This is a genomic window from Devosia sp. YIM 151766 (assembly GCF_030285925.1).
GTDB lineage: Bacteria > Pseudomonadota > Alphaproteobacteria > Rhizobiales > Devosiaceae > Devosia.
Genome location: NZ_CP127251.1, coordinates 1,012,978 through 1,034,917 on the forward strand (window position 1 = coordinate 1,012,978; position 21,940 = coordinate 1,034,917).

The 21,940-nt window shown below is 60.0% G+C and carries 18 protein-coding genes and 1 pseudogene; 7 read left to right on the plus strand and 12 right to left on the minus strand.

Going from position 1 to position 21,940, the window contains the following annotated elements:
* The 3 genes from O9Z70_RS04840 to O9Z70_RS04850 form a co-directional block, all read right to left on the minus strand.
* Positions 1 to 987, minus strand: coding sequence for an ABC transporter permease (locus O9Z70_RS04840; protein ID WP_286021362.1), 987 nt, complete (start codon positions 985 to 987; stop codon positions 1 to 3).
* Between the two features lie 79 nt (positions 988 to 1,066).
* Positions 1,067 to 2,773 (minus strand): ABC transporter substrate-binding protein, encoded by a 1,707-nt coding sequence (locus O9Z70_RS04845; RefSeq protein WP_286021363.1) that lies wholly within the window; start codon positions 2,771 to 2,773, stop codon positions 1,067 to 1,069.
* A gap of 48 nt (positions 2,774 to 2,821) precedes the next feature.
* Positions 2,822 to 4,012, minus strand: a complete 1,191-nt coding sequence (locus O9Z70_RS04850) for an ROK family transcriptional regulator (RefSeq protein WP_286021364.1) — start codon at positions 4,010 to 4,012, stop codon at positions 2,822 to 2,824.
* A gap of 73 nt (positions 4,013 to 4,085) precedes the next feature.
* Between O9Z70_RS04850 and O9Z70_RS04855 the strand changes: the two genes are divergently transcribed.
* From O9Z70_RS04855 to O9Z70_RS04870, 4 genes are read left to right on the plus strand one after another with little or no spacing between them, the layout of a single operon-like run.
* Positions 4,086 to 5,270 carry a M24 family metallopeptidase gene (locus O9Z70_RS04855; RefSeq protein WP_286021365.1) on the plus strand — a complete coding sequence of 395 codons (1,185 nt, stop codon included), beginning with the start codon at positions 4,086 to 4,088 and terminating at the stop codon, positions 5,268 to 5,270.
* The gene (locus O9Z70_RS04860; RefSeq protein ID WP_286021366.1) at positions 5,267 to 6,187 is read left to right on the plus strand and encodes a sugar phosphate isomerase/epimerase family protein; all 921 of its coding nucleotides are present in this window, start codon (positions 5,267 to 5,269) and stop codon (positions 6,185 to 6,187) included. The genes O9Z70_RS04855 and O9Z70_RS04860 overlap by 4 nt, the downstream gene beginning before the upstream one ends.
* Positions 6,184 to 7,557: an allantoinase AllB gene (allB, locus tag O9Z70_RS04865; RefSeq protein ID WP_286021367.1), complete on the plus strand. Its 1,374-nt coding sequence runs from the start codon at positions 6,184 to 6,186 to the stop codon at positions 7,555 to 7,557. Before O9Z70_RS04860 ends, allB begins: the two co-directional genes overlap by 4 nt.
* On the plus strand, positions 7,554 to 8,498 hold the full coding sequence (locus tag O9Z70_RS04870) for an ROK family protein (protein ID WP_286021368.1): 945 nt from the start codon (positions 7,554 to 7,556) through the stop codon (positions 8,496 to 8,498). The genes allB and O9Z70_RS04870 overlap by 4 nt, the downstream gene beginning before the upstream one ends.
* 92 nt (positions 8,499 to 8,590) lie before the next feature.
* Here the strand turns inward: O9Z70_RS04870 and O9Z70_RS04875 are convergent.
* Positions 8,591 to 9,327, minus strand: a protein-coding gene (locus O9Z70_RS04875) for an IS5 family transposase (protein WP_286021369.1) whose coding sequence is annotated in 2 segments (ribosomal slippage) — positions 8,591 to 9,024 and positions 9,024 to 9,327 — 738 coding nt in all. Because the reading frame shifts where the segments join, the coding sequence is not laid out codon by codon here.
* A gap of 715 nt (positions 9,328 to 10,042) precedes the next feature.
* Between O9Z70_RS04875 and O9Z70_RS04880 the strand changes: the two genes are divergently transcribed.
* Positions 10,043 to 10,360 (plus strand): hypothetical protein, encoded by a 318-nt coding sequence (locus O9Z70_RS04880; protein WP_286021370.1) that lies wholly within the window; start codon positions 10,043 to 10,045, stop codon positions 10,358 to 10,360.
* A gap of 75 nt (positions 10,361 to 10,435) precedes the next feature.
* A pseudogene (locus O9Z70_RS04885) lies at positions 10,436 to 11,608 on the plus strand (IS91 family transposase); the annotation flags it as partial.
* 456 nt (positions 11,609 to 12,064) lie between these two features.
* Here O9Z70_RS04885 and O9Z70_RS04890 read toward each other — a convergent pair.
* Genes O9Z70_RS04890 through hutI form a run of 4 tightly spaced genes read right to left on the minus strand, consistent with a single transcriptional unit; the run spans position 12,065 to position 16,355 of the window.
* Positions 12,065 to 12,631, minus strand: coding sequence for a HutD/Ves family protein (locus tag O9Z70_RS04890; RefSeq protein WP_286021371.1), 567 nt, complete (start codon positions 12,629 to 12,631; stop codon positions 12,065 to 12,067).
* Between the two features lie 3 nt (positions 12,632 to 12,634).
* Entirely contained in the window at positions 12,635 to 14,320 is a 1,686-nt protein-coding gene (gene hutU / locus O9Z70_RS04895; protein WP_286021372.1) for a urocanate hydratase, read from the minus strand.
* Positions 14,321 to 14,335: 15 nt separating this feature from the next.
* Positions 14,336 to 15,136, minus strand: coding sequence for an N-formylglutamate deformylase (gene hutG, locus O9Z70_RS04900; protein WP_286021373.1), 801 nt, complete (start codon positions 15,134 to 15,136; stop codon positions 14,336 to 14,338).
* A 1-nt stretch (position 15,137) separates the two neighbouring features.
* On the minus strand, positions 15,138 to 16,355 hold the full coding sequence (hutI, locus tag O9Z70_RS04905; RefSeq protein ID WP_286021374.1) for an imidazolonepropionase: 1,218 nt from the start codon (positions 16,353 to 16,355) through the stop codon (positions 15,138 to 15,140).
* A 163-nt stretch (positions 16,356 to 16,518) separates the two neighbouring features.
* Between hutI and O9Z70_RS04910 the strand changes: the two genes are divergently transcribed.
* The gene (locus O9Z70_RS04910) at positions 16,519 to 17,862 is read left to right on the plus strand and encodes a formimidoylglutamate deiminase (protein WP_286021375.1); all 1,344 of its coding nucleotides are present in this window, start codon (positions 16,519 to 16,521) and stop codon (positions 17,860 to 17,862) included.
* Positions 17,863 to 17,928: 66 nt separating this feature from the next.
* Here the strand turns inward: O9Z70_RS04910 and O9Z70_RS04915 are convergent, their stop codons facing one another.
* The 4 genes from O9Z70_RS04915 to O9Z70_RS04930 are packed head-to-tail and all read right to left on the minus strand — an operon-like array spanning position 17,929 to position 21,780.
* On the minus strand, positions 17,929 to 18,750 hold the full coding sequence (locus O9Z70_RS04915) for an ABC transporter permease (protein WP_286021376.1): 822 nt from the start codon (positions 18,748 to 18,750) through the stop codon (positions 17,929 to 17,931).
* A 6-nt stretch (positions 18,751 to 18,756) separates the two neighbouring features.
* On the minus strand, positions 18,757 to 19,569 hold the full coding sequence (locus O9Z70_RS04920) for an ABC transporter permease (protein WP_286021377.1): 813 nt from the start codon (positions 19,567 to 19,569) through the stop codon (positions 18,757 to 18,759).
* A gap of 55 nt (positions 19,570 to 19,624) precedes the next feature.
* A complete protein-coding gene (locus tag O9Z70_RS04925; protein WP_286021378.1) occupies positions 19,625 to 20,701 on the minus strand; it encodes an ABC transporter ATP-binding protein in 1,077 nt (358 codons plus the stop codon).
* Entirely contained in the window at positions 20,701 to 21,780 is a 1,080-nt protein-coding gene (locus tag O9Z70_RS04930; RefSeq protein ID WP_286021379.1) for an ABC transporter substrate-binding protein, read from the minus strand. Before O9Z70_RS04930 ends, O9Z70_RS04925 begins: the two co-directional genes overlap by 1 nt.
* Positions 21,781 to 21,940 lie beyond the last annotated feature (160 nt).

Here is a 21,940-nt window from a genome sequence, read left to right on the forward strand (position 1 = left end):
TCAAACCTCCTGACCGGTACGAACGCGCGGATCGAGAAACGCGTAGAGTGTGTCGACAAGGAAGTTCGCGGTGAGCACAGATAGTGTGATGATCAGGAACAGGGCCTGCATAAGCGGGTAGTCCACTGAGCCGACGGCCTGCAGCAAAAGGAAACCAAGTCCGGGATATGAGAAGACGATCTCCGTCAACAATTGCCCGGAAAATACGCCACCGATGGCCGCGCCCAGCATCGTGACATTGGGCAGCAGTGCTGTGCGCACGGCGTGTGCAAGCGCGACACGGCGCGGTGTCAGCCCCTTGGCCTCGGCCAGTGTGAGATAGTCCTCGCTCAATACGCCAATCATGGCGTTGCGCATATTGAGCGTCCAGGAGCCGAGCGAGACCAGCACGACAGTGAAAACGGGCAGCGCCAGATGACGCAGAATATCGCCGATGCCGGTGAGCGTGAAACCGGGCGGGTTAATGGTCGAATAGGCGCGCCCCATGGGAAACCAGCCCAGACGAAACGAGAGCAGGTAGAAGAGAAGGAGCGCAAGGAAGAAATACGGGAAGCTGCCCAGGAACAGCAGAACGGGCGGCACAACGCGGTCGATAAAGCCGCCACGGCGCCAGGCGGCTAAAGCGCCCAAGGTGCAGCCGATAATGAAGCCTATGGACACCGAGGTCAGACCGAGCAGAAGCGACCAGCCGATCGCCATCGCGACGACGTCGGTCACCGGGGTCGGGAACTGGGATAGAGACAGGCCGAAGTCACCCCGCAGGATGTTCCCTAGATAGGCCAGGTATTGCTCGTGCATGGGAGCGTCGGACAGCCCATAGGCGGCGCGCAGGGACGTTAGCGCTTCGGGGGTAAGCGTGCCGGAATATGTCGAAATGACGGTCGAAGCCGGATCGCCCGGCGCCAGGCGCGGGATGAAGAAATTTACCGATACCGCCACAAAGGCGGCGAGCAGGTAAAATCCCAGCCTTTTCAGGATGAAATGCATTCGCCAATTCCTGGATGAATTTGAATCGGGGCCGGCTCCTGGCCTGGGAGTGAAGTCAGGAGCCGGTGAACGCCGAGTACTACTCGGCGGTGTAGGTCAGATGCGGCCACACCAGAAGCGGTGTATTGTTCATCTGTAGGGTAAGTGGCGCATAGGGGTTTGCCTCGTTGGGGAAACCGCTGATGCGTCGGGTGTTGTAAAGTCCCCAATCCGGCTGCTCGTAGAGCGGAATGAGCGGAGCGGCCTCGGAGAACAGGGCCTGGAGTTCCACCAGTTTTTCCTTCTGGGTTGCTTCGTCCGTGCTGGCCGCAAATGCCTCGATTAGCTCGTCCGCTACAGGATCGCCGTAGCGCTGCTGGTTGATCGCCGATGCCGTACCAACTGGAGCCACGGAGCGCGTGGTAATGTTATTCTTGTAGAAATCGAACGGAGTGGCCGTCGCCTTCACCGACGCCAGCGACAGTTCGAACTGGCCCGTAAAGGTGGAATTGGTCCAGCTGTCGCTGGTCGGCGTCCGCAGCGTCACCTTGAGGCCGATTTCCTGGAGGTTTTCCGAGACGATCTGCGAGGCGGAGACCCAGTCATTCCAGCCATTGGGAACGATGATGTCGAAAGCTAGCGGCTTGCCTTCGGCATCCACGCGCACGCCGTCACTGCCGAGGGGATATCCCGCCTCGTCAAGCAGGGCATTGGATGCTTCGATGTTCAAGTCCAGCCAGGTACCATTGTCGACGACGGACTGGTCGACCCAGCTCTGGTACGGGCCCAGCGGCAGACCGGTCGCATTGGCCGGCACCGATTTGCCCCAGACGCCAGTGTTGATCATGCGCTGACGGTCGAGCGCCATGCTCATGGCCTTACGCACGTTCACATCGGCAAGTGCGCCAAGGGTGGTGTTAGGCTCGAGATAGACGACAGACGTCCGCGGCCACCAATAGCCGAAATGTTCGGGATCGAGAGGCACAAAGGTAATGTCCGGGTCAGGAACCAGGCCACCCCAATCGATCTGACCTGACAGAACCGAGGCGCTGATGTGATCATTGCCATTGAACGCCGGCACGTTCACGCCTTCGATGTTCAGCTCCTGCCAATAATGCGGGTTCTGCGTCACTTGATACTGCTGGCTGCCGAATGCCGCAATTGTCGTAAAGGGACCGGTGCCCACCGGCTCTTCGTCAGCATAGCTGACAGGATCAGCGACATCGGACCAGGCATGTTCGGGCACGATGAACTGATCGACAAGGGTATAGAGACCAGGGCTGTATGGCTTGGTGAAGGTGAAGCGCACTGTTTTGTCGTCGACGGCTTCAACACCGGCAAGATAGTCGGAGAACACACCGGTAGCCGGGCCGATCAGACCGGCATTGTCGCGCATCAGGTTGAAGGTGAAGATAACGTCATCGGCTGAGAAGGCTTCGCCGTCCGACCAAAGAACGCCGTCGCGCAGCGTGACATCGAGCGAAAGATTGTCGTCTGACCATGCATAATCGGTGGCCAGCCAGGGCTCCAGTTCGCCGGTGGCAAAGTTCTGGATCATCAGCGGTTCGTAGATCGTCCGCTTCGCCACCCAGCGTGAGGTGGGCGAGAAGGGGTTGAAGGTGCGCGTAAAGCTGCGTCCGTTTTCAGCGACGATTGTCACCAGCTTCTCGACCGGCACTTCCTGAGCAATAGCGGGGAGGCCGATAGTCGAGGCAATTGTACTGGCCAGCGCAAGGGCCATGAGGTTGCGGCGAGAAACTGTATGTCGGGCGGGACGGCCCGACTTGCTTATTTGTCCCAACTTCATAATGGATGCTCCGGGATTAGGGTGCTCAACGAAAGTAGTCCTACTCTCTCACGGGAGGCCGCGTGCGGCGCTGCCTCCCGTGAACACGCGTTCGCGAATATGTTCGAGCGCGAGTTCTATGGCGCCGGCGCGCGCGGCATGGCTGCGCACCTGAGCAGAAACGATTTGTGGAACGGTGATCCGCAAGCCGGAAAGGACGCGGAGCACCGAGACGGCGAGTTGTTTGCCAGCGACGATGCCGAGCGGCCCACCCAGAATGACCATATGCGGATCGACCATGCCGATCGGACCGGTCAGCATATAGGCCAGCGCCTCACCAAGCCTGCGGCACAACGGATGGTCCGCCTGAGCGGTGGCGAGGAAGGCGAACAGGTCATTCGCAGAAGATACGGATACACCACATTCCTTGGCAGCCTCGAGAAGATGTGGCTCATCGAAAATCGTGCCAATCGGCAGGATGGAATAACCGCCACCTGAAGCAGGCACTGGAACGATGACGTCCGCAAGCTCACCAGCGCTACCCGTTGAGCCGCGCACCAGCTTGCCGCCCTGGATCATCGCACCACCGATGCCTTCGCCGATCCAGACGAGAATGAAAGAGTTTACGCCCGTGGCAGCGCCAACGTTGCGCTCTTCCAGGGCAACGAGATTCACATCGTTTTCAACCAGCACATTGCGGTGACCGAGGGCATCAGCCAGTGCGTCCGCGACATGAAAGCCCTCCCAGTTTCGGAGCTGCCAGCCCGCACTGAGGTGGCCGGTGAAAATGTCCACTATGCCGGGCAGCCCGACGACCACCTGGCCTATATCCGACACCTCGATAGCGGCATCGGCGACAACAGCATGCAGCGCGGCCTTGATCCGCTCTCCGGCATCATAATTTTCACCGGGCACATGCGGCTCGAAATAGCTCGAGATGATACTCCCACAAATGTCGGTAATGGCAATGTCGATGCCATGGGCGGTGACATCAACGCCGGCAACATAGCCCGCATCTCCGCGCAGAGCCCAAAGCCCTGCCTTTGGCCCGTGGGCGCCTGCCTTTTCGCCGTCCTTGCGGATCAACTCAGCACCTTCAAGACGTCGAAGCAGGTCGGACATTGCTGGCTTCGAGAGGCCGGTAAAGGCCTCCAGCTCCATTCTGGTGAGCGAGCCTTCCGACAACAAACACGCCAGCACCGCCTTCTCGTTGAGATTGCGCAGGAGCCTTGGGCTGCCGGATAAGATTGGTGCTGTCATACTGTCTGGTAACTTTCCTTACAGTTTGATACGACGACAGCTATCGATCTTTGTCAAGGCCTGGAATGATCCCATGAACAGCCCGATCAGCAATCATGAGAAAAGCGAAAGACTAAGTCGCCTACGCGGCCTACTCGAGCAGAAAACCCTGGATGGCGCTGTGCTGTTCGCGTCACCCCGCATCCTTGGACCCGCGACACAGACAGCCGGCGTCGTGCAGTACTTCTCGGGCTGGAGCGTGATGGGAACGCCGACAGTTCTGGTAGTTCCCTTGGCGGGACGCCCCATAATTGTGGTGCCCGGAAAGAACGAAGACCGGCTGATGCGTCATCGTTGCGGGGGCCAGTTCGACATCGTTCAATTGGCTGGAAGAAGCTGGACTGAGGCTATCGACGCGGCCTGCGCCGACCTTTCCATATCAGGCTCCCTGGGGCTGGCTGGCGCGCGTGAAATGACTTTGGGCAATTTCGGCGCCTGGGCACAGCCCAATGACCGGCTCGTGCCTCTCGATGCCGATCTGGCCGCCATGCGGATGCGGAAATCGCCAGCAGAACTGGCGCTGCATGAGGCGGCCGTCGGGATTTCGGAAGCCATGGTGGAAGCGGCCATTGATGCGGTCCGCAGGCGCGTTAGTCCGGCGCAGATCATGGCTGAGGTGGAGTTTGAAGGGCGACGTCAAGGCGCCGACATTTCCCGTCTGTGGCTTTCCACCGGCCCCAATCCGCCGGTGACATATTTTGAAATGTTCGAGCTGCCCGAGACGCTCGACATGGGAGACCGCATCCAATTGGGCACAGTGGTCACCTGCGAGGGCTATTATGCCCAGACGCTCCGAACTATTTCGCTCGGAGCGCCAAGCGATGCGCTGGTAGAGGCCAACGAGGCATTGCAGCATATGCAGGATGTCGCGGTTGGGGCGTTCCGCGTCGGCGCAGCTTTGCATGACGTCGTTGACACGCTCGAAAATGCTATCGACGCCTTCTGCCCATTCACCCGGGAGAATGACCCTTTCCGCTTCCAGTCCTGCCACGGTCTGGGGCTGGATTATGTCGATCCGGGAATGGCGCCCGCCCTGTCGCCACTGCGCAATGGCGACACAAATCCGCAGCTCGTGCTAGAAAATATGGTCATGGAAATCCACCCCAATTTCAATCTGCCCGGGCTAGGTCACGTTTGCCTGGGTGACGTCGCTGTCGCCACGCCCACGGGCGGCAAATGGCTGGGCAAGTTGCCCCGTACTATCCTGGAGATTGCATGATGTCGGGCATTCTCGATGGCAGCGTTCTGATCGAGAACGCTGACCCGATCGCGGTTCTGAATTCCGTGGCGGGATTGGGTTTCGATAGCTGCGTATTTGCAAATCTGCTAGCCATCGACAAGAATCTGTCGCCTAGAAAATTGGCAGTAACTGCACGCGAGGCAGAGCGGCTTGGGCTCACGCTCCGAGGCGGAATCAACTGGCTGCATCCGAACCGGCCCGACCGCTGTGCCGATTACGCCGCCCTTGCAAATGGCGACTTCCAGCGCGGGCTGGAACTCGCTGTCGGTCGCGCCGCCGATTGCGGCATCGATCGCCTGTTTTTTAGCATTGGAACGCTCGAAGACCGGGCCAGCAAAGCCGAGCCCTGGCAGAGCCAGCTTGAGGCTGTTGCGCAGCTCATCTCAGCCATGGCGCCGACCTTGCGTGCCGCCAATATGCGGCTCCTCGTCAAAACGCACGAGGAACTGTCCTCGGACGACGCGCTCTGGCTGGTCGAGGCGACGGACCACCAGATACTTGGCGTGGCGCTCGATCCGGCAAACCTTATTATACGCCGTGAGGACCCGCTCGACGCTGCAAGGAAGCTGTCGGCAATTGTCGACCAGCTTCATGTCGACGATGCCGCAATCGAGCGCAATGGCGATCGGCTTATCCGCCACCTGGCGCCGCTTGGGCGAGGGTTCATAGACTGGAACGGCCTTTTCGCCGAGATCCCTCATGCGCGCCCGTTCATCGAGTTGCACCGTGGCCAGTTCGATATTTCCCCCAGCGACACAGGCGAACGGGACGTCTTTGACGACTTTGTCGATGCCCGGATTCGTGAAATCGACTGGAACCCTCTCGATCTCGAAGGCCGGCTGGCTGTGGCCGCACAACAGCTCGCCGCGCCTCCCGAAAAGCGAGCCGACCAATGAAACGGCTCTACGTCCGCAACGCTCAGGTTGTGACGACCGCTGGCGTGGTGTACGGCGGTGTGCTGGTCGAGGGTGAACGCATTGCAGGGATAGTCGAGGGCAATCCCGATCTTGAAGCCCAGACGCTCATCGACGCAGAGCAGAACCTGCTCCTGCCTGGGCTGGTGGATGCGCATGTCCATTTCTCCGAACCCGGACGAGCGCATTGGGAAGGCTTTGCCACCGGCAGTCGCGCCGCCGCAGCGGGCGGCATTACTACAATCGTCGACATGCCGCTCAACGCCTCTCCACCCACGATCAATGTCAGCGCATTTGAGCAAAAGCGTCTCGCTGCCCAGCAGAGCATCATCGACTATGCGCTCTGGGGCGGGCTGGTCACCGACAACACCGCCGATCTTGCGGCGCTTTCAGCGCAACATGTCGCCGGTTTCAAGGCCTTCATGTGCGCCGCATCATATGACTTTCCCCGCGCCGACGACCTCATGTTGCGGCGGGGCATGGGCATCATTGCTGGGCTCGGCAGCTTCCTCGCTGTCCATGCCGAAGACGACGAGATCACCCAAAGTCTGACGCTGAAATTGCGGCAATCGGGCCGCAAGGATCGGCGGGCATGGGGTAAGTCACGGCCCATTGCCGCCGAACTTAGCGCCATCACCAGCGCCATTGCCCTTGCCGAGGCGACAGGCGTCCGGCTGCACATCGTCCACGTCTCCTCCGCAGCCGGCATAGATCTCATCTCTGCCGCAAAGCAGCGCGGGCTTCCCGTCTCTTCGGAAACCTGCCCGCACTACCTGTTTTTCACCGAAGACGATCTTGACACGATCGGTCCGGAAGCCAAGTGCGCCCCACCCCTGCGCGCAGCCAGCGAAAGGGATGCCCTATGGGATCGCGTGCTAGCCGGACAGGTCGACGTGATCGCCTCCGATCATTCTCCCTGTCTCATTGAGGAAAAGCGCGCCGGCGATGACGACATCTTCGCCGCCTGGGGTGGAATTTCCGGCCTGCAATCCACCCTGCCAGCCATGATCACCTGCGGGATTGAAGCGCGTGGCCTGCCATGGGTCGACCTCGTGCGCATGACCTCTACCAACCCGGCCCGGCTCTTCGGCTTCGATAGCCGAAAAGGCAGCATTGCCCCAAGCTTGGATGCAGACCTTGTGATTATCGACACCAAGAAACGCGCGACGCTGGCCGCCGACCACCTCCACTACAAGAACCGCCACAGCGCCTATGTCGGACAGCAGCTAACCGGGGTGGTGAAGCAGACCATCCTGCGCGGTTCTGTCGTGTTCGATGCTGGGCAGTTTGCCTCGGATCCGCCCGCAGGCCGCTTCCTAGAAGGTGTCAGAAAAGAAGTGACATTCCCATGAACCAGCCGATCAGCACCTATGCTTCCACCCGGTTCTCGAGCGACCCAGAGACCAGACTTATTGGTCTGGACCTCGGTGGCACCAAGCTGCATGCTGCCGCGACCGGAGCTGACGGACGGGTCGCGGCCGAAAAGCTGCTTGCCACCGACACATCGTCGGCGTCCGCCCTCTTCAACCAGCTGCGCGATACGATCATCGAACTCCAGGATGGTGCCAAAAGCTCTATGGTTGTGCTCGGCGTGCCCGGCGCTGTCTCGCCCAGGACCGGCCATATTGATCTTGCCCCCAATATTCCCCTGGCACCCGGCGGCGATTTGAGAGCTGAACTCAGCGCTGCGGTGGGCGCCCGCGTCACGATCGAAAATGACGTCAACCTCGCCGCGCTTGGTGAAGCGCGGCACAATACCGAAGCATCCGGCGCGCTGATGTGCCTGGTTTCTTTCGGCACCGGCATTGGTCTCGGCATCGTCGCCAATGGCAGCATTTTGAGCGGCGCCGCCGGACGTGCCGGCGAAATCAGCTATCTCCCGGTGGGCAGTTTGGCCGAGGACTGCCGACTGACCAAGGCGGGGCAGTTCGAAGATCTGGCCGGCAGCCATGCGCTTGTTGACCTCTATGCCGCGGGCGCTGGGCCCGCAGATGGCCGTACGATATTTGATCGTGCCAACCAGGGCGACGCGCAAGCTGTCGCTGCAATCGAGACCACCGCCAGACGGGCCGCCCTCGGTATTGCGGCCCTGCAATCTATCCTGGATCCCGATCATATTGTCATTGGCGGCAGCATAGGAGCGCGCGCCGAGTTCTATGGTCCGCTGTGTCGGCACGCCAACGCACTGCTCCCGGTTAGCGCCAACATGTTGCAGGCTCGCCTCGGCGCGTCGGCAGGCTTGGTGGGTGCCTTGACCTTTGCAGCAGAGATAGCGTCCAGTGTGGACACCTAATGTGGCATCTGGAACTGACATTTGCTGGAGGCCGAGCCCCATGCGTCAATAGCATAAGCTCTCGCGCTGTTGCCGGCCCGATGAGACTAGGGTCAGGACTCATTGATCCAGAAGATGATCGTTGCGGCGATGCAGATTGCTGAGAAGAAGGTGTGGGCGCATCGGTCGTATCGAGTTGCGATGCGGCGCCAGTCCTTGAGCTTGGCGAACAGGTTCTCGACCTTGTGGCGCTGCCGGTAGATATCCTTGTCGTAGAAGAAGGGGAGCTTGCGGCTGCGGCTTGAGGGGATGCAGGGGGTGATGCCCCTGTCAGCGAGCGCCTGGCGGAACCAGGCGCTGTTGTAGCCCCGGTCGGCGATCAGATGGGACGCAGCTGGCAACGCCTCGAGCACCATGGCGGCGCCCTTGTGGTCGCTGACCTGACCGGCGCTGAGCTTGAGGATGATGGGCCGTCCGGCCTGATCGCAGACGGCATGGAGCTTGGCGTTCAACCCGCCCTTGGTCCGTCCGATATGGCGGGGAACTTCCCCTTTTTTAGCAGGCTCGCCGCCGTGCGATGAGCCTTGAGGTGGGTCGCGTCGATCATGATCCGCTCCGGTCTGGGGCCGCCCTGACTGACCAGCCGGCTCCAGCGCATGAAGCGGTTGTACAGCGTCTTGTGCGGGCCATAGGCAACGGGAGCGCCCTTCCACTGCAGACCATTGCGGATGACGTAGACGATGCCGCTCACCACCCGCCGGTCATCGACCCGCGGCACGCCATGCGCCAACGGAAAATGCGGCGACAACCGCGCCATCTGAGCCGCGCTCAGCAAGAACAAATCACCCATCGGAACCTCCAATGAGCAATCTGAATCACAGATCAATCCAGATTAATAGGTCCTGACCCTAGGCGCGACCGACGCCGAATGGCTGCTTTGGCCCTCCCGCTACCAAAACCGGTCAGTCCGCCAGCGGCCCCGAATCTGCCGTTCGTTAGTAGTGAATGAATGGCAAGTTTCAGGCGGCGGGGAAACCACACGAAACGGCGACAATGGGTCGAAAGCAGAACAGCATCGGGACAGCAAACCGATCAAAACGACACGTTTCACAAGCACCCAAGCAAAGACCAGCGATAGTTCGACGCCAGCTCCATCAGCAACCGAACGCGACCGGGATCGAATATCGGAAATGCGCCTCAAGAACCATTATATTTCAATGGCCTACACGGCTATTCACTAAAATGGCCCAGTCATCAGGTCCAGAGAATATCGACCTAGAGAGCCTGCTTTCGCGCCTTTTGACGATGGAGTAGTGCTCGGCCCATCTCGACAACCCCCGAAAACAACGAGAAAATCCGGCCGGAGGCGGATCGGGAGAAAGTTTTCACGAGGACAAGTGACGGAGGGGAGGGGTCTGATATCCAACCTTCTCTGGTCTAAAAAATGCGACCGGCCTCGGATGTCGAAAGAGTGAGAGCCCGCCGATGAATCTCTCAGCCGACCAGCGCACAAACAAGGGTCGCAGCCACAAAGACTGTCAAAGACAGGCGAAAACGCGGATTTATTGGGGGTTCGCAAGCAGGACGGCCCATTACAAGCCGAATTCCTCGCGGAATCGATCAATCTGGTGCATGCGCTGGTGGAGGATAGTAACGATGCCGATATCTCCGTTCGAGAGACGGCGCCAATAGACAAAATGCCGTTCGTATTGGAAGAAATATCCCTCTACAGCGAACTCCGCGGGGACGGGCTTCGCGGTGTATTCAATATAACCAAAAATAACGGGTGTGACGTGCGCTGGAATGCTTCCCGAACTGGCGCAAGCCGAAGCCAGATGGGACGATTAGCCCTTCTCGACGAGCTCAAGGACGTCCGAATCTGAGGGAGTCCGGCTTTGAGTTCGTCGAAGCCGGCCGGGTTTGCCGGAGGCTCTAACTCCCAAGTAGGATAGAGCCTGATGAGCAAGACAACGAACAAGTTCCCCCGAGGTGCGGACCCGGGCACTGCGGCTGGTGCTGGAAACGGTCGGGAGTATGCCGGGCATCTGAGCCTGGATCAGCTCAAGGTCATATCGGCGATTGAGAGCTGCCGCACCGCGGCGCTGGGCGGTCATGTGGAAGCCTGCACGGACTGCGGGCACCAGCGCATCGCCTATAACTCTTGTCGCAACCGGCATCGTCCCCGGTGCCAGGGCGCGGCGGGGACGCGCCTGGCTCGAAGCTCAGCAGGCCAATCTCCCACCGGTCGGCTACTTCCATGTGCTGTTCACGCTGCCCGCCGAGGTCGCCGATACCGCCTTCCGCAACAAGGCGCTGGTCTACGATCTGCTGTTCAAGGCGGCATCGTAGGCCATGCTGACGATCGCAGCGAATCCGAAGCACCTGGGTGCCCGCATCGGCATCACCGCCGTACTCCACACCGGGGGCTCGGCCATGACCCACCATCCCCATATCCACATGATCGTACCCGGCGGCGGCATCACGCCGGATGGGCAATGGATCTCATCGCGGCCAACCTTCTGCCAGTGCGGGTGCTCGGCGCAGTGTTCTGCCATCTGTTCCTGACCCGGCTGCTGGAACTTCATGATGCCCGGCGGCTCGGCTTCTTCGGCAAGATGGCGGGGCTCAGCGACCATCGCGCTTTCAAGCGCCATCTTGCGCCGGTCCGAAGAAAGCGTTGGGTGGTCTATGCCAAGGCGCCCTTTGCCGGACCTGAGGCGGTGCTCGCCTATCTCGCGCGCTATACCCATCGCGTCGCCATCTCAAACAGCCGTCTTCTCCGGTTCGACGGGAGCGAGATCACCTTCCGCTAGGATTATCGCCGCAGCGGCGCCGACCGACAGCAGGTCATGACCCTGGCCGCCAATGAGTTCATCCGCCGCTTCCTGCTTCAAACCCTGCCGCGCGGGTTCCACCGCATCCGGCACTACGATCTGCTCGCCAGCTCGGCCCGCAAGGACTGCCTCGGCCAGGCCCGCGATCTGCTCGAGGTCGCGCCGGCGCCGGACGACCTTCATATCCAGGAGCCTGCAGACCCGTGCCCGCCATGTCCATGTTGTGGCGGCGCCATGATCATCAGCGAGACCTTCTCCCGGGGTGCCGGCCTCGCGCACCGCCCGCCGCCCCAACGACGAACCGGGAGACCGCCCATGACCCGGCATGAACCAATGCCAGCCCAGACCGAGACATCACCATCGCGGTCTGCCAAGCATCTTGCGCCAATCGATGCGGGGATCGCCATCACCTTACAGCTTGGTCCCATCTGTCGCGACAAGCTCTGCCTCACCGGCCGATCTATCGCACCACGCGACCGAGACAGCGCGGCTCCATCACACAATCCAGGCAGTCCAAAAGCCGGCCAAATCCAGAATTACCCATAGCGCTGAGCCTGCGGATCGCGGGTTGGGTCACCCGGACTTTTTCGAGCGCCTATCGGCATCCGAAACTCTTCAGCAAGGCGGACAGGCCGCTTTTGGTTGCGGCCTGATGGAACGCAGCCATTTGGGGTGTGATATTATCAAGGGCTCATTCGAGGCCGCGCGGTTGTGGCGATGGCAAACTGAGGGCAGTGAGCGAGCTAGGCGTCGTCAGCCAGAAGATGAGATTGAAATAGAAATCAAATTTATAGAATCAATTGATTCTATAACACATTTTTCTCTACAATTTAATATTACGGCATCATTTTTGTTGATTTTGTTAGTATTGTTTAATGTAAAATCCCCTCCGGAGATTAATATGCCAACATCTTTTTGGTGGTTAAAATCAAAGCTCTCCTGGACATGCATTATCTGCACGGCGTGATCGAAACGCCCCCTGCGCGTCATGACGTTCAGGGCCTGGATCGGGCCGGAAATCAGCCGGGCATGCGCGGCAAGCCCGGCACTGAACAGGTATGGCGCTGTGTCAGGCCTTAACTCAACTGGATCGAAGCCCTCGACAGCAAGGTGGAAACCAGCGCCTTCGACAATGCTCAGTGTACGGTCCACGCCCGGAAAGATCGAGAACGGTCCATCGGATGCGACCCTTGCCATGCTGATGCGCCAGCCAAAATCCTGAAGCGAGGCCTCCGGAGGAAAGACGGCGATCTCATACGTCTCTCCTCCGCCATTCTTCCAAGGCATCCGACGATACTCGCTTGCTCGAACAATCCGCATGCGTCAGGCGCCCAGAATGCCGGGCAACCTGAGGCCATTTTTGGTCGCGCAATCGCGCGCGATGTCGTATCCGGCATCGGCATGACGCATGACCCCGGTGGCCGGATCGTTCCAGAGCACGCGCTCGATGCGCCGATCAGCCTCTTCGGTGCCGTCGCAGCAGATGACCATGCCCGAATGTTGTGAAAAGCCCATGCCGACGCCGCCACCGTGGTGCAGCGACACCCAGGTAGCGCCCGAGGCGGTATTGAGAAGCGCGTTGAGCAAAGGCCAGTCGGAAACGGCGTCCGAGCCATCCTGCATCGCTTCGGTCTCACGATTTGGGGAGGCGACGGAGCCGGAATCGAGATGGTCGCGGCCGATGACGATGGGCGCGGAGAGTTCGCCATTGCGCACCATCTCGTTGAAGGCGAGGCCCAGCCGGTGGCGGTCGCCCAGTCCCACCCAGCAGATGCGGGCGGGAAGGCCCTGGAAGGCGATGCGCTTGCGTGCCATGTCCAGCCAATTGTGCAGGTGGACATTGTCGGGCAGCAGTTCCTTAACCTTGGCGTCTGTCTTGTAGATGTCCTCTGGATCGCCCGACAAAGCCGCCCAGCGGAAGGGGCCGATGCCGCGGCAGAAGAGCGGGCGGATATAGGCCGGTACGAAACCGGGGAAGGCAAAGGCGTTTTCGAAGCCTTCGTCCTTGGCCACCTGGCGGATATTGTTGCCATAATCGAGCGTGGGTACGCCTGCCTCATGAAAGGCAGCCATGGCCTCGACATGTTTGCGCATGGATTGGCGCGCCGCCGCCTCTACCGATTTGGGATCGCTTTCGCGCTTTGCCTTGGCCTCATTCACGCTCCAGCCCAGTGGCAGATAGCCATTGCGGGGATCATGGGCCGAGGTTTGATCGGTGACGATATCAGGGCGCAGGCCTCCGGCCTGCATGCGCTCGAAAATCTGCGGAAATATCTCGGCGGCATTTCCGAGGAGGCCGACGGACTTGGCATCCCCGGCCGCATTCCATTTTTCGATCAGGGCCAGCGCTTCATCCAGCGATTTGGCCTTTTCGTCGACATAGCGGGTGCGCAGGCGGAAATCGATGCGGGTTTCGTCGCATTCCACGGCAAGGCAGGACGCGCCAGCCATGACGGCGGCGAGCGGCTGGGCGCCACCCATGCCACCCAGCCCACCGGTCAGGATCCATTTGCCCTTGAGACTGCCGCCATAATGCTGGCGACCCGCTTCGGCAAAGGTTTCGAACGTGCCCTGAACGATGCCCTGCGTGCCGATATAGATCCAGGAGCCGGCGGTCATCTGGCCGTACATGGCCAGACCCTTGGCATCGAGCTCGTTGAAATGATCCCAGGTCGCCCAATGCGGCACGAGATTGGAATTGGCGATCAGCACGCGAGGGGCGTCCTTATTGGTGCGGAAGACGCCGACCGGCTTGCCCGACTGCACCAGCAGTGTTTCGTCTTCCTCAAGATCCTTGAGCGTGGCGACGATGAGGTCGAAATCCTTCCAGGTGCGTGCCGCGCGCCCGATGCCACCATATACAACCAATTCATTGGGGTTTTCGGCCACGTCGGGGTCGAGATTGTTCATGAGCATGCGCAGCGGCGCCTCCGTCAGCCAGCTCTTGGCATTGAGCACATTGCCGCGTGGGGCGCGTACTTCTCTGAAATTGTGACGCAACTCGTCCATGGAATACTCCGGAATTCAGTGTTTGATCGTTGTGGCGAGCGCCGACAGGCGCTCGAGAATGTCTTTCAGGTGACCTCGCAGCTGCTCGGCGTGTTGCGGCGCGTAGTCGAAGGGCGGGAGCTCAGTGGCGAGATGAGTGCTCTGCGCTAGTTCCATCTGGATGGCGTGGATGCCCGCCTCGGGCCGGCCGTAATGTCGGGTCGTCCAGCCGCCCTTAAAGCGGCCATTGACGATGCTGGAATAGCCTGGCGCTGCCCTCACCACGTCCACCACAGCCTGTTCGACACGCGGGTCGCAGCTGGTCGTTCCATTGGTGCCGATATTGAAATCGGGCAGCGTGTCTTCGAACAGGAAGGGAATGTGCGAGCGGATCGAATGGCAATCATAGACAATGGCAATGCCATGCTGGGCGCGAACACGTTCGATTTCCGCATTGAGCGCCGCGTGATAAGGCGCGTGGAAGCGCGCAATGCGGTCGGTGATTTCGGCGCTGTCGGGCGCAGCTCCCGGGTTCCAGATCGGCTGTCCATCGAAATCGGTTTCGGGTACCAACCCGGTCGTGTTCTGGCCAGGATAGAGACTACCGCCTGCCGGATCGCGATTGGCGTCGATCACATAGCGATGAAACAGTGCACGAACGCTCGTTGCGTCCGGCAGCAGGCCATCATAGAGGCGGTGGATGTGCCAGTCGGTATCGGCTAGCTTAAGGCCATTTCCGTTTAGCCGCCCGCGGATGTCCGGCGGTACATCCGTGCCGGTATGGGGCAATCCCAGAATGATCGGGGAGTCCCCGCGCGTGACTTCAAATGCCGTCATTTCAGCCTGCCTTGCCTGTGAAGGCAACGCAGCGTCCGGCAAAGACCCTTGCGTGAAGCGGATTGAACCCGATCCGGTAGACCAGCTCGGACGGTTGGCTGATGTTCCAGATGGCGAAGTCGGCGGCCTTGCCGGCTTCGAGCGTGCCGATTTCATGGTGCAGGCCAAGGGCGCGTGCGGCTTCGCGCGTCGCCCCGGCAAGGCATTCCTCAACCGTCAGGTGAAACAGCGTCGCCGCCATATTCATGGTCAGCAGCATCGAGGTGAGCGGGGAGGTTCCCGGATTGCAATCGGTGGCGATGGCGATGCGGGTTCCCGCCTGTCGCAAAGAGTCGACCGGCGGCGCCTGTGTTTCGCGCAAGGTATAGAATGCGCCGGGCAAGAGGACGGCAACGGTATCCGCCTCCGCCATGGCGCGCGCTCCCTCTGCGTCGAGATATTCAAGGTGATCTGCGGACAATGCCTGATGCTGTGCGGCCAATTTTGCGCCGCCCAGATTGGACAATTGTTCCGCATGCAGCTTGACCGGCAAGCCGAGGGAGCGCGCATGGCGGAAGACAGGCTCGATCTGGGCCGGAGAAAAGGCAATTGTCTCGCAAAAACCGTCGACCGCGTCGACAAGACCCTCGGCAGCCGCCAGATCCATGCCCGGCAGCACGATCTCACCGATATAATCGTCAGGGCGGCCTCGATAGGCCCGCGGCACGGCATGGGCGGCAAGATAGGAGGTGCGGATGCGCACCGGCCTGCGAACGGCCAGCGTCCGCGCTGCGCGCAGCATGCGCAGTTCTGTCTCGATATCCAGCCCATAACCGGACTTGATTTCGACGGTCGAAACGCCTTCTGCGAGAAGATGATCAAGGCGCGGCAGAGCCGCTTCAACAAGCCCATCCACGTGCAAGGCACGAGTGGCTTCGACCGAGGCGACGATGCCCCCGCCGGCCCGGGCAATGTCTTCGTAAGTGGCGCCGGATAGACGCATTTCGAATTCGCGCGCCCGGTCACCGCCAAAGACCAGATGTGTGTGGCAATCCACCAGCGCCGGCGTAATGCAGCGGCCACCGCAGTCTACGGTTTCGCCGCTGCTCTCGGGCATGTCTGCTTCGGGACCGGAATAAACGATCCGTCCGCCCTGGGTCACCAAGGCCCCATTCTCGATAATGCCCAGTCCGGGTTGTTGCGGATCGAGCGTGATCAGCCGCGCATTGTGCCAGGTCACTGCTTTCTGCGTTGCTTTCTCTTGCGCCTCTTGCACGAAGGCCCCACTGACTTGTCTATCTCTTGGATTTAAATGTATATACATATTGGCGGGTAGGGCAACCGGCTTGTTGGAAAACTTTCCCGTTGTGGAAAGGGCCATGCCTGCCCAAAAGGAGATATTCTTGACTACGATCTTTGCGACCTCAGCCCTGCTCGACGACGGCTGGTATGACAATGTCCGCATTACCCTCGCCAAGGGACGGATCGCCTCAATCGAGCCTTCGGCTCAGCCGCAAGGCGATGACGAATGCCATGAGGTCATCGTGCCGGGCATGGCCAATCTGCACAGCCATGCTTTCCAGCGGGCCATGGCGGGCCTAACCGAATTCAGGGGCCCGACCAATGATACGTTCTGGAGCTGGCGCACGATCATGTACGACATGTCACTGCGCATGACCCCAGAGAGCGTGGAGGCGGTGGCGGCGCTGCTCTATATGGAAATGCTGGAGGCCGGCTTCTGCCGTGTGGGGGAATTCCATTATCTGCATCACGACATGGATGGCCGGCCCTATGACAATATCGCCGAATTGGCCGAGCGGATTGCCGCAGCCAGTGAGGTTGCCGGCATCGGGCTGACCTTGCTGCCGGTGTTTTATGCCCATGCTGGTTTTGGCGGCATGGCGCCCATCGAGGGGCAGCGCCGCTTCATCAACTCACTAGACAGTTTCGAGCGCCTGATGGCGCAGTGCAGGTCATTTACATCTCATCTGGATGGCTTCGTTCTCGGCGTCGCGCCACATAGCCTCCGCGCCGTTACCGCGGTCGAACTGCTTCATCTGCTTGCGGTTTGCGAGGACGGCCCGGTCCATATCCATGTCGCCGAGCAAACCCAGGAGGTGGAAGACAGCCTGGCCCATTCCGGCGCCAGGCCGGTGCAATGGCTGCTCGCCAATATGCCGGTGGACCAGCGCTGGTGCCTGATCCATGCAACCCATATGACCGAGACCGAAACGCGCGACATGGTGCAGGCCGGTGCCGTCGCCGGATTGTGCCCAATCACCGAAGCCAATCTGGGAGACGGCATTTTTCCGTGCGACAGTTTCACGAGCCTGGGCGGGCGTTTCGGCGTCGGGTCTGATTCAAACGTGCAAATCTCGCTGTCCGGTGAATTACGCATGCTTGAATATTCCCAGCGTCTGAGCCTGCGGGCGCGAAATGTTCTTGCCAGGCCCGAGGGGTCAACTGGCCGCAATCTTTTTGACGCGGCTCTGGTGGGGGGCGCACAGGCTCTGGGCGTCCAGGCGGGAATTGCCCCGGGCTGTCCGGCCGACATGGTCGCGCTCGATCAGAATGCCGTGCCCTATCTGGCAAAGGACCGCCTTCTCGACAGCTGGATATTCGCCGAACAGGCAAGGCCGAAAACGGTTTGGGCGCGGGGCCGCAAGCTGGTCGAAAATGGTCGCCACGTGCGGCGGCAGGAGATCGAGCGCGCTTTTTCAGCGGCCATGCAGGCGTTGACGGCATAAGCGGAAGACAGACCAATGAAAAAGGGGCCATCGGGCCCCCTTTTTTGTTTGCGCAGAGCAGTCCGGCTATTTGCCGCGCTGTCCCGAGAACACGTTGAGGCCCACCAGCCGGTCGATCAGGATGACGATGACGGCCGAGCCGATGATCGACCAGGTCGCAACGGCAGCAATAATGGGGCGGTACTGGAACAGCAGATATTCATAGATCTTGATCGACAGCGGCTGCATCTCGCGCGGTGTCAGGAAGATCGAGACATTGAAGTCGTTCCAGGAGGTAATGAAGGCGAATAGGAAGCCCGCAATCACGCCGGATTTTATGAGTGGCAAGGTGATGGACAGGAAAGTGCGCCAGGGCGTCGCCCCGACACTGCTGGCTGCATCCTCAAGGGCGGGATTGAGCCCCTCGGTCACGGCCGTGATGGTGCGCACCGGATAGGGCATGGTGATGATGATATGGCCGATAACGAGGGCCGCGATGCTGCTGACGCCGAAGAAATTCAGCATCACCTGATACAGCGCCAGCGCAAAGATAACCGATGGCACAAGCAATGGCCCGAGGAAGGACAGGGTCAGCAGACGCGCCACCACAGGCGGCGCGCGGCGCAGCATCAGCGCGACGGGCAGGGCGAAGATGGTCGAGAAGGTTGCCGAAATGGCGGCCACGACAAAACTGACCAAGGCTCCCGACATGAATTCCCTGTCGGCGAGTGCCGCCAGCATCCAGTGGAGGGTAATCGACCTTGGCGGGAAGGTCATGGTTTCGGCATTGAGTGCAGCCCCGGCCACCACAATGAGTGGCGCCACCACGATGATCAGGCAGAGCAATGCCGCGACTTCGAAGCCAGTGGGCAGACGGAGCCAGGATTTCCTGGTTTGTGTAATGGACATGGCCGGCTACCTGAGCTTGCGGAAAATCTTGCTGACGACGAACAGGTAAATCCCTGTAATCACTATGCTTATAGCTGTCAGACTGATCCCGATGGTTGCAGCGAATGGGAAATTGCCCTGAATGGCTGCCTGCTCATAGGCCATCATCCCCATCATTCTCACCCGGCCACCGCCCATCAGCGAGGGAATGGCGAAAGCCGCAGCATTGAGGGTGAAAGCGATCAGCGTTCCGGCAATGACACCGGGCAGCGAGAGCGGGAATGTGATGGAGAGGAAAGTGCGTGTCTTGCTGGCACCGACGCTGGCTGCCGCTTCCTTGAGGGCCGGATCGATGCCGGCAATCACCCCGATTAGAGGCAGAACCACATAGGGCACCGCGATCTGGGTGAGGCCGATCAGGACACCGAGCTCGGTATACATGATCCGCACATTGGGGATGCCAAACATGGCGAAAGCACTGCTGACCGGGCCTCCATTCATCAACAGGACATTGAGCCCGAAGACGCGGATAACCGTGTTCACCGACAGCGAGACGACGACGACACTGGTCAGTACGCCTCGGTATTTCGCCGGCATTTCGGCGATGTAATAGGCCAGAACATAGCCGATAATCAGCGCCAGAACGGCGGACATCACCGACAGTTTCACTGTCGTCCATACGGCGGTCTCCAGATAGAAGAGGTCGAGCCAAAAACGGGCGTAATGCTCGAGCGTCCCGGTTACTTCCGGGGCCTGGCCGATTTCGTGGGTGGACAGGCTGGTCCCGATAAGCCAGCCCATGGGGACGAAAAAGAACAGAATAACAAAGAGGAACGGCACATAGAGGGAGCTCTTCGCTAGAAGGGCGCCCAATTTGCTCAACAGACTGTCGTTATCAGTCCTGGGTAATGACGGCGTTAGCGACATTGATCCTGACCTCGTCTCCAGGGTTTAAGATTGTCTCATTGGAGCGCTCTTGCAGGAACACCAATCCATCGGGGTCATGTTCCAAAGCGATGCCGTAGCGTACTGATGAGCCTTCATAGATGACCTCGCGCACGACGCCGCCCATTTCATTGGCAGTGCCGCTGGAAGCCCCTGGTTGAAGCACCATCCATTCGGGGCGTATCACCAATTGCACCTCTGAACCGGCCACCGCTGTCGCGCCATGGGCCAGAACCTTGGTGCCGCCCGAAAGCTCGACCCATGACTGTGCGGCGCCCGGCTCGACGATCTTGGCGGGGAAGAAGTTGGCGCTGCCAAGGAAACCGGCCACGAAGCTGTTTGTGGGACGGGAATAGACAGTGCGCGGGTCTGCGACCTGCTGGATACGTCCAGACTGCATCACCACGACCTTGTCGGACATGGAGAGCGCTTCTTCCTGATCATGCGTCACGAACAGCATGGTCACGCCGAGCGAGCGCTGAAGGCGCTTGAGCTCGATGCGCATGTCTTCGCGCAGGCGGCGATCGAGATTGGACAATGGCTCGTCCAGAATGATCACATCGGGATCGATTGCCAGGGCACGGGCCATGGCGACACGTTGCTGCTGGCCACCGCTTAGCTCGCTGGGATAGCGATCCTGCATGCCGGTCAGTCGAACCATCTCAAGCGAGCGGGTGACGCGCTTGGCAATTTCTTCCCTTGGCAATTTGCGGATACGCAGGCCGAAGGCGAGGATGTCGAACACCGTCATGTGTGGCCAAAGGGCGTAGTTCTGGAACACCACCCCGATATTGCGCCGATAAGGCGGGAGATTTGTCACCTCCCGCCTGCGGATGAACACGCTGCCCTGATCGGGGAAGATAAATCCCCCGATCATGCGCAGAGTGGTGGTCTTGCCGCAGCCGCTCGGGCCCAGAACGGTGATGAACTCACCGTTCTGGATCTGGAGGGAAACATCGCTCAGGATGGGCAAGTTTCCATATTGCTTGCTGCAATTGACCAGCTCGATATCGAAATTCTCAGACATCAGCGCTGGATTTCCCTTTCCCAACGTGCCTGCCATTCGTCATAGACAGTGACGATATATTTCCAGTCGGCACTTTGCAGGTCATCGATATTGTCGGCATTCAGCAGCAGGTTTGCCTGTATTTCCGGCGGCACGACAGCAGTGGTGTTGGCGGGGAAATAGCCGAGATCTTCGGCCATGTTGACACCCGCCTCGGGGCTCAGAAGCTGATTGACCAGGCGCTGCGCCAGTTCTTCGTTAGGCCGACCGGCTACAATGCTGAGCGTGGAGGACAGCGGGAAGAAACCTTCCTTGGGGATCGAACCCTGAACATTGACGCCTTCATCTTCGCGCGCCCAGGCAATGCGACCATCGGTCCACATGCTCATCGAGATCTGGTCGTTGCGATAGAGTTCGAGGTGTTCGGCATGGGCCGCAATCCACACGTCGATATTGGCTGCGATCTTCTTGAGCTCTTCGAAGCCCGCATCAGGATTACGTTCATCACCACCGGCCAGCTTGGCGAACAGGGTGATCAGCTCGATATTTTCCGGGCGGAAGCCACGCAGCGCGATGCGGCCTGCATATTCAGGATTGGAAAGGTCGTACCAGGATTCTGGGGGGGTAACGTCATCGGAATCATAGGCGATGACATAGGCGCCGAAATTGGCGGCAATCACGAAGTCGGAATAGATGGCCTTGGGGTGGATATTGGCCAGGTTTGGCACCAGTTCCGGATCGAATGCGGCAAAGGAGCCTTCTGCCTCCATGCGCAGCGCAAAGACCGGATCGGACACGATGACGTCGATCTCCTTGTTGCGCACACGAGCGATATTGTTGGCGCCGGAGCCCGGAATTATGGTGACGGTGACGCCATATTCCTCTTCGAACGCCTTGACGCTTTCGGTCATGGCTTCGTCATATGCGCCGCCAAAGCCGCTGAGGATCAGTTCGGTCTGCTGGGCCTGAGCTGCGCTGCCGAAGACAACGAGCGCGGTGGTGATCAGGGCACCGAGACGGAGGCCCTCATTCAGTCGCTTCATTTTTGGATACTCCCTTAGTGAGTGTGCTTGCGGCGCCTCAACAGCGAGCGGCGCCACCCTTCCTGCCCGTTCCACGCCGCCATGTTCGACGGGAGCCCCTCGCTCCCTCCATGGAAGCTTATGGATTGGTATATACATATAAGTCACACGACCCTTGAGTGTGCAAGGTGCAAATTGCCCGGCTGCATGAAAATTGAGCATGCCATTATGACTGGCA

Bases quoted from the DNA above. Each gene is read 5' to 3' on its own strand.
- O9Z70_RS04840 (WP_286021362.1), bottom strand. From the start codon at position 987: ATGCATTTCATCCTGAAAAGGCTGGGATTTTACCTGCTCGCCGCCTTT.
- O9Z70_RS04845 (WP_286021363.1), bottom strand. From the start codon at position 2,773: ATGAAGTTGGGACAAATAAGCAAGTCGGGCCGTCCCGCCCGACATACA.
- O9Z70_RS04850 (WP_286021364.1), bottom strand. From the start codon at position 4,012: ATGACAGCACCAATCTTATCCGGCAGCCCAAGGCTCCTGCGCAATCTC.
- O9Z70_RS04855 (WP_286021365.1), top strand. From the start codon at position 4,086: ATGAACAGCCCGATCAGCAATCATGAGAAAAGCGAAAGACTAAGTCGC.
- O9Z70_RS04860 (WP_286021366.1), top strand. From the start codon at position 5,267: ATGATGTCGGGCATTCTCGATGGCAGCGTTCTGATCGAGAACGCTGAC.
- allB (WP_286021367.1), top strand. From the start codon at position 6,184: ATGAAACGGCTCTACGTCCGCAACGCTCAGGTTGTGACGACCGCTGGC.
- O9Z70_RS04870 (WP_286021368.1), top strand. From the start codon at position 7,554: ATGAACCAGCCGATCAGCACCTATGCTTCCACCCGGTTCTCGAGCGAC.
- O9Z70_RS04890 (WP_286021371.1), bottom strand. From the start codon at position 12,631: ATGCGGATTGTTCGAGCAAGCGAGTATCGTCGGATGCCTTGGAAGAAT.
- hutU (WP_286021372.1), bottom strand. From the start codon at position 14,320: ATGGACGAGTTGCGTCACAATTTCAGAGAAGTACGCGCCCCACGCGGC.
- hutG (WP_286021373.1), bottom strand. From the start codon at position 15,136: ATGACGGCATTTGAAGTCACGCGCGGGGACTCCCCGATCATTCTGGGA.
- O9Z70_RS04915 (WP_286021376.1), bottom strand. From the start codon at position 18,750: ATGTCCATTACACAAACCAGGAAATCCTGGCTCCGTCTGCCCACTGGC.
- O9Z70_RS04925 (WP_286021378.1), bottom strand. From the start codon at position 20,701: ATGTCTGAGAATTTCGATATCGAGCTGGTCAATTGCAGCAAGCAATAT.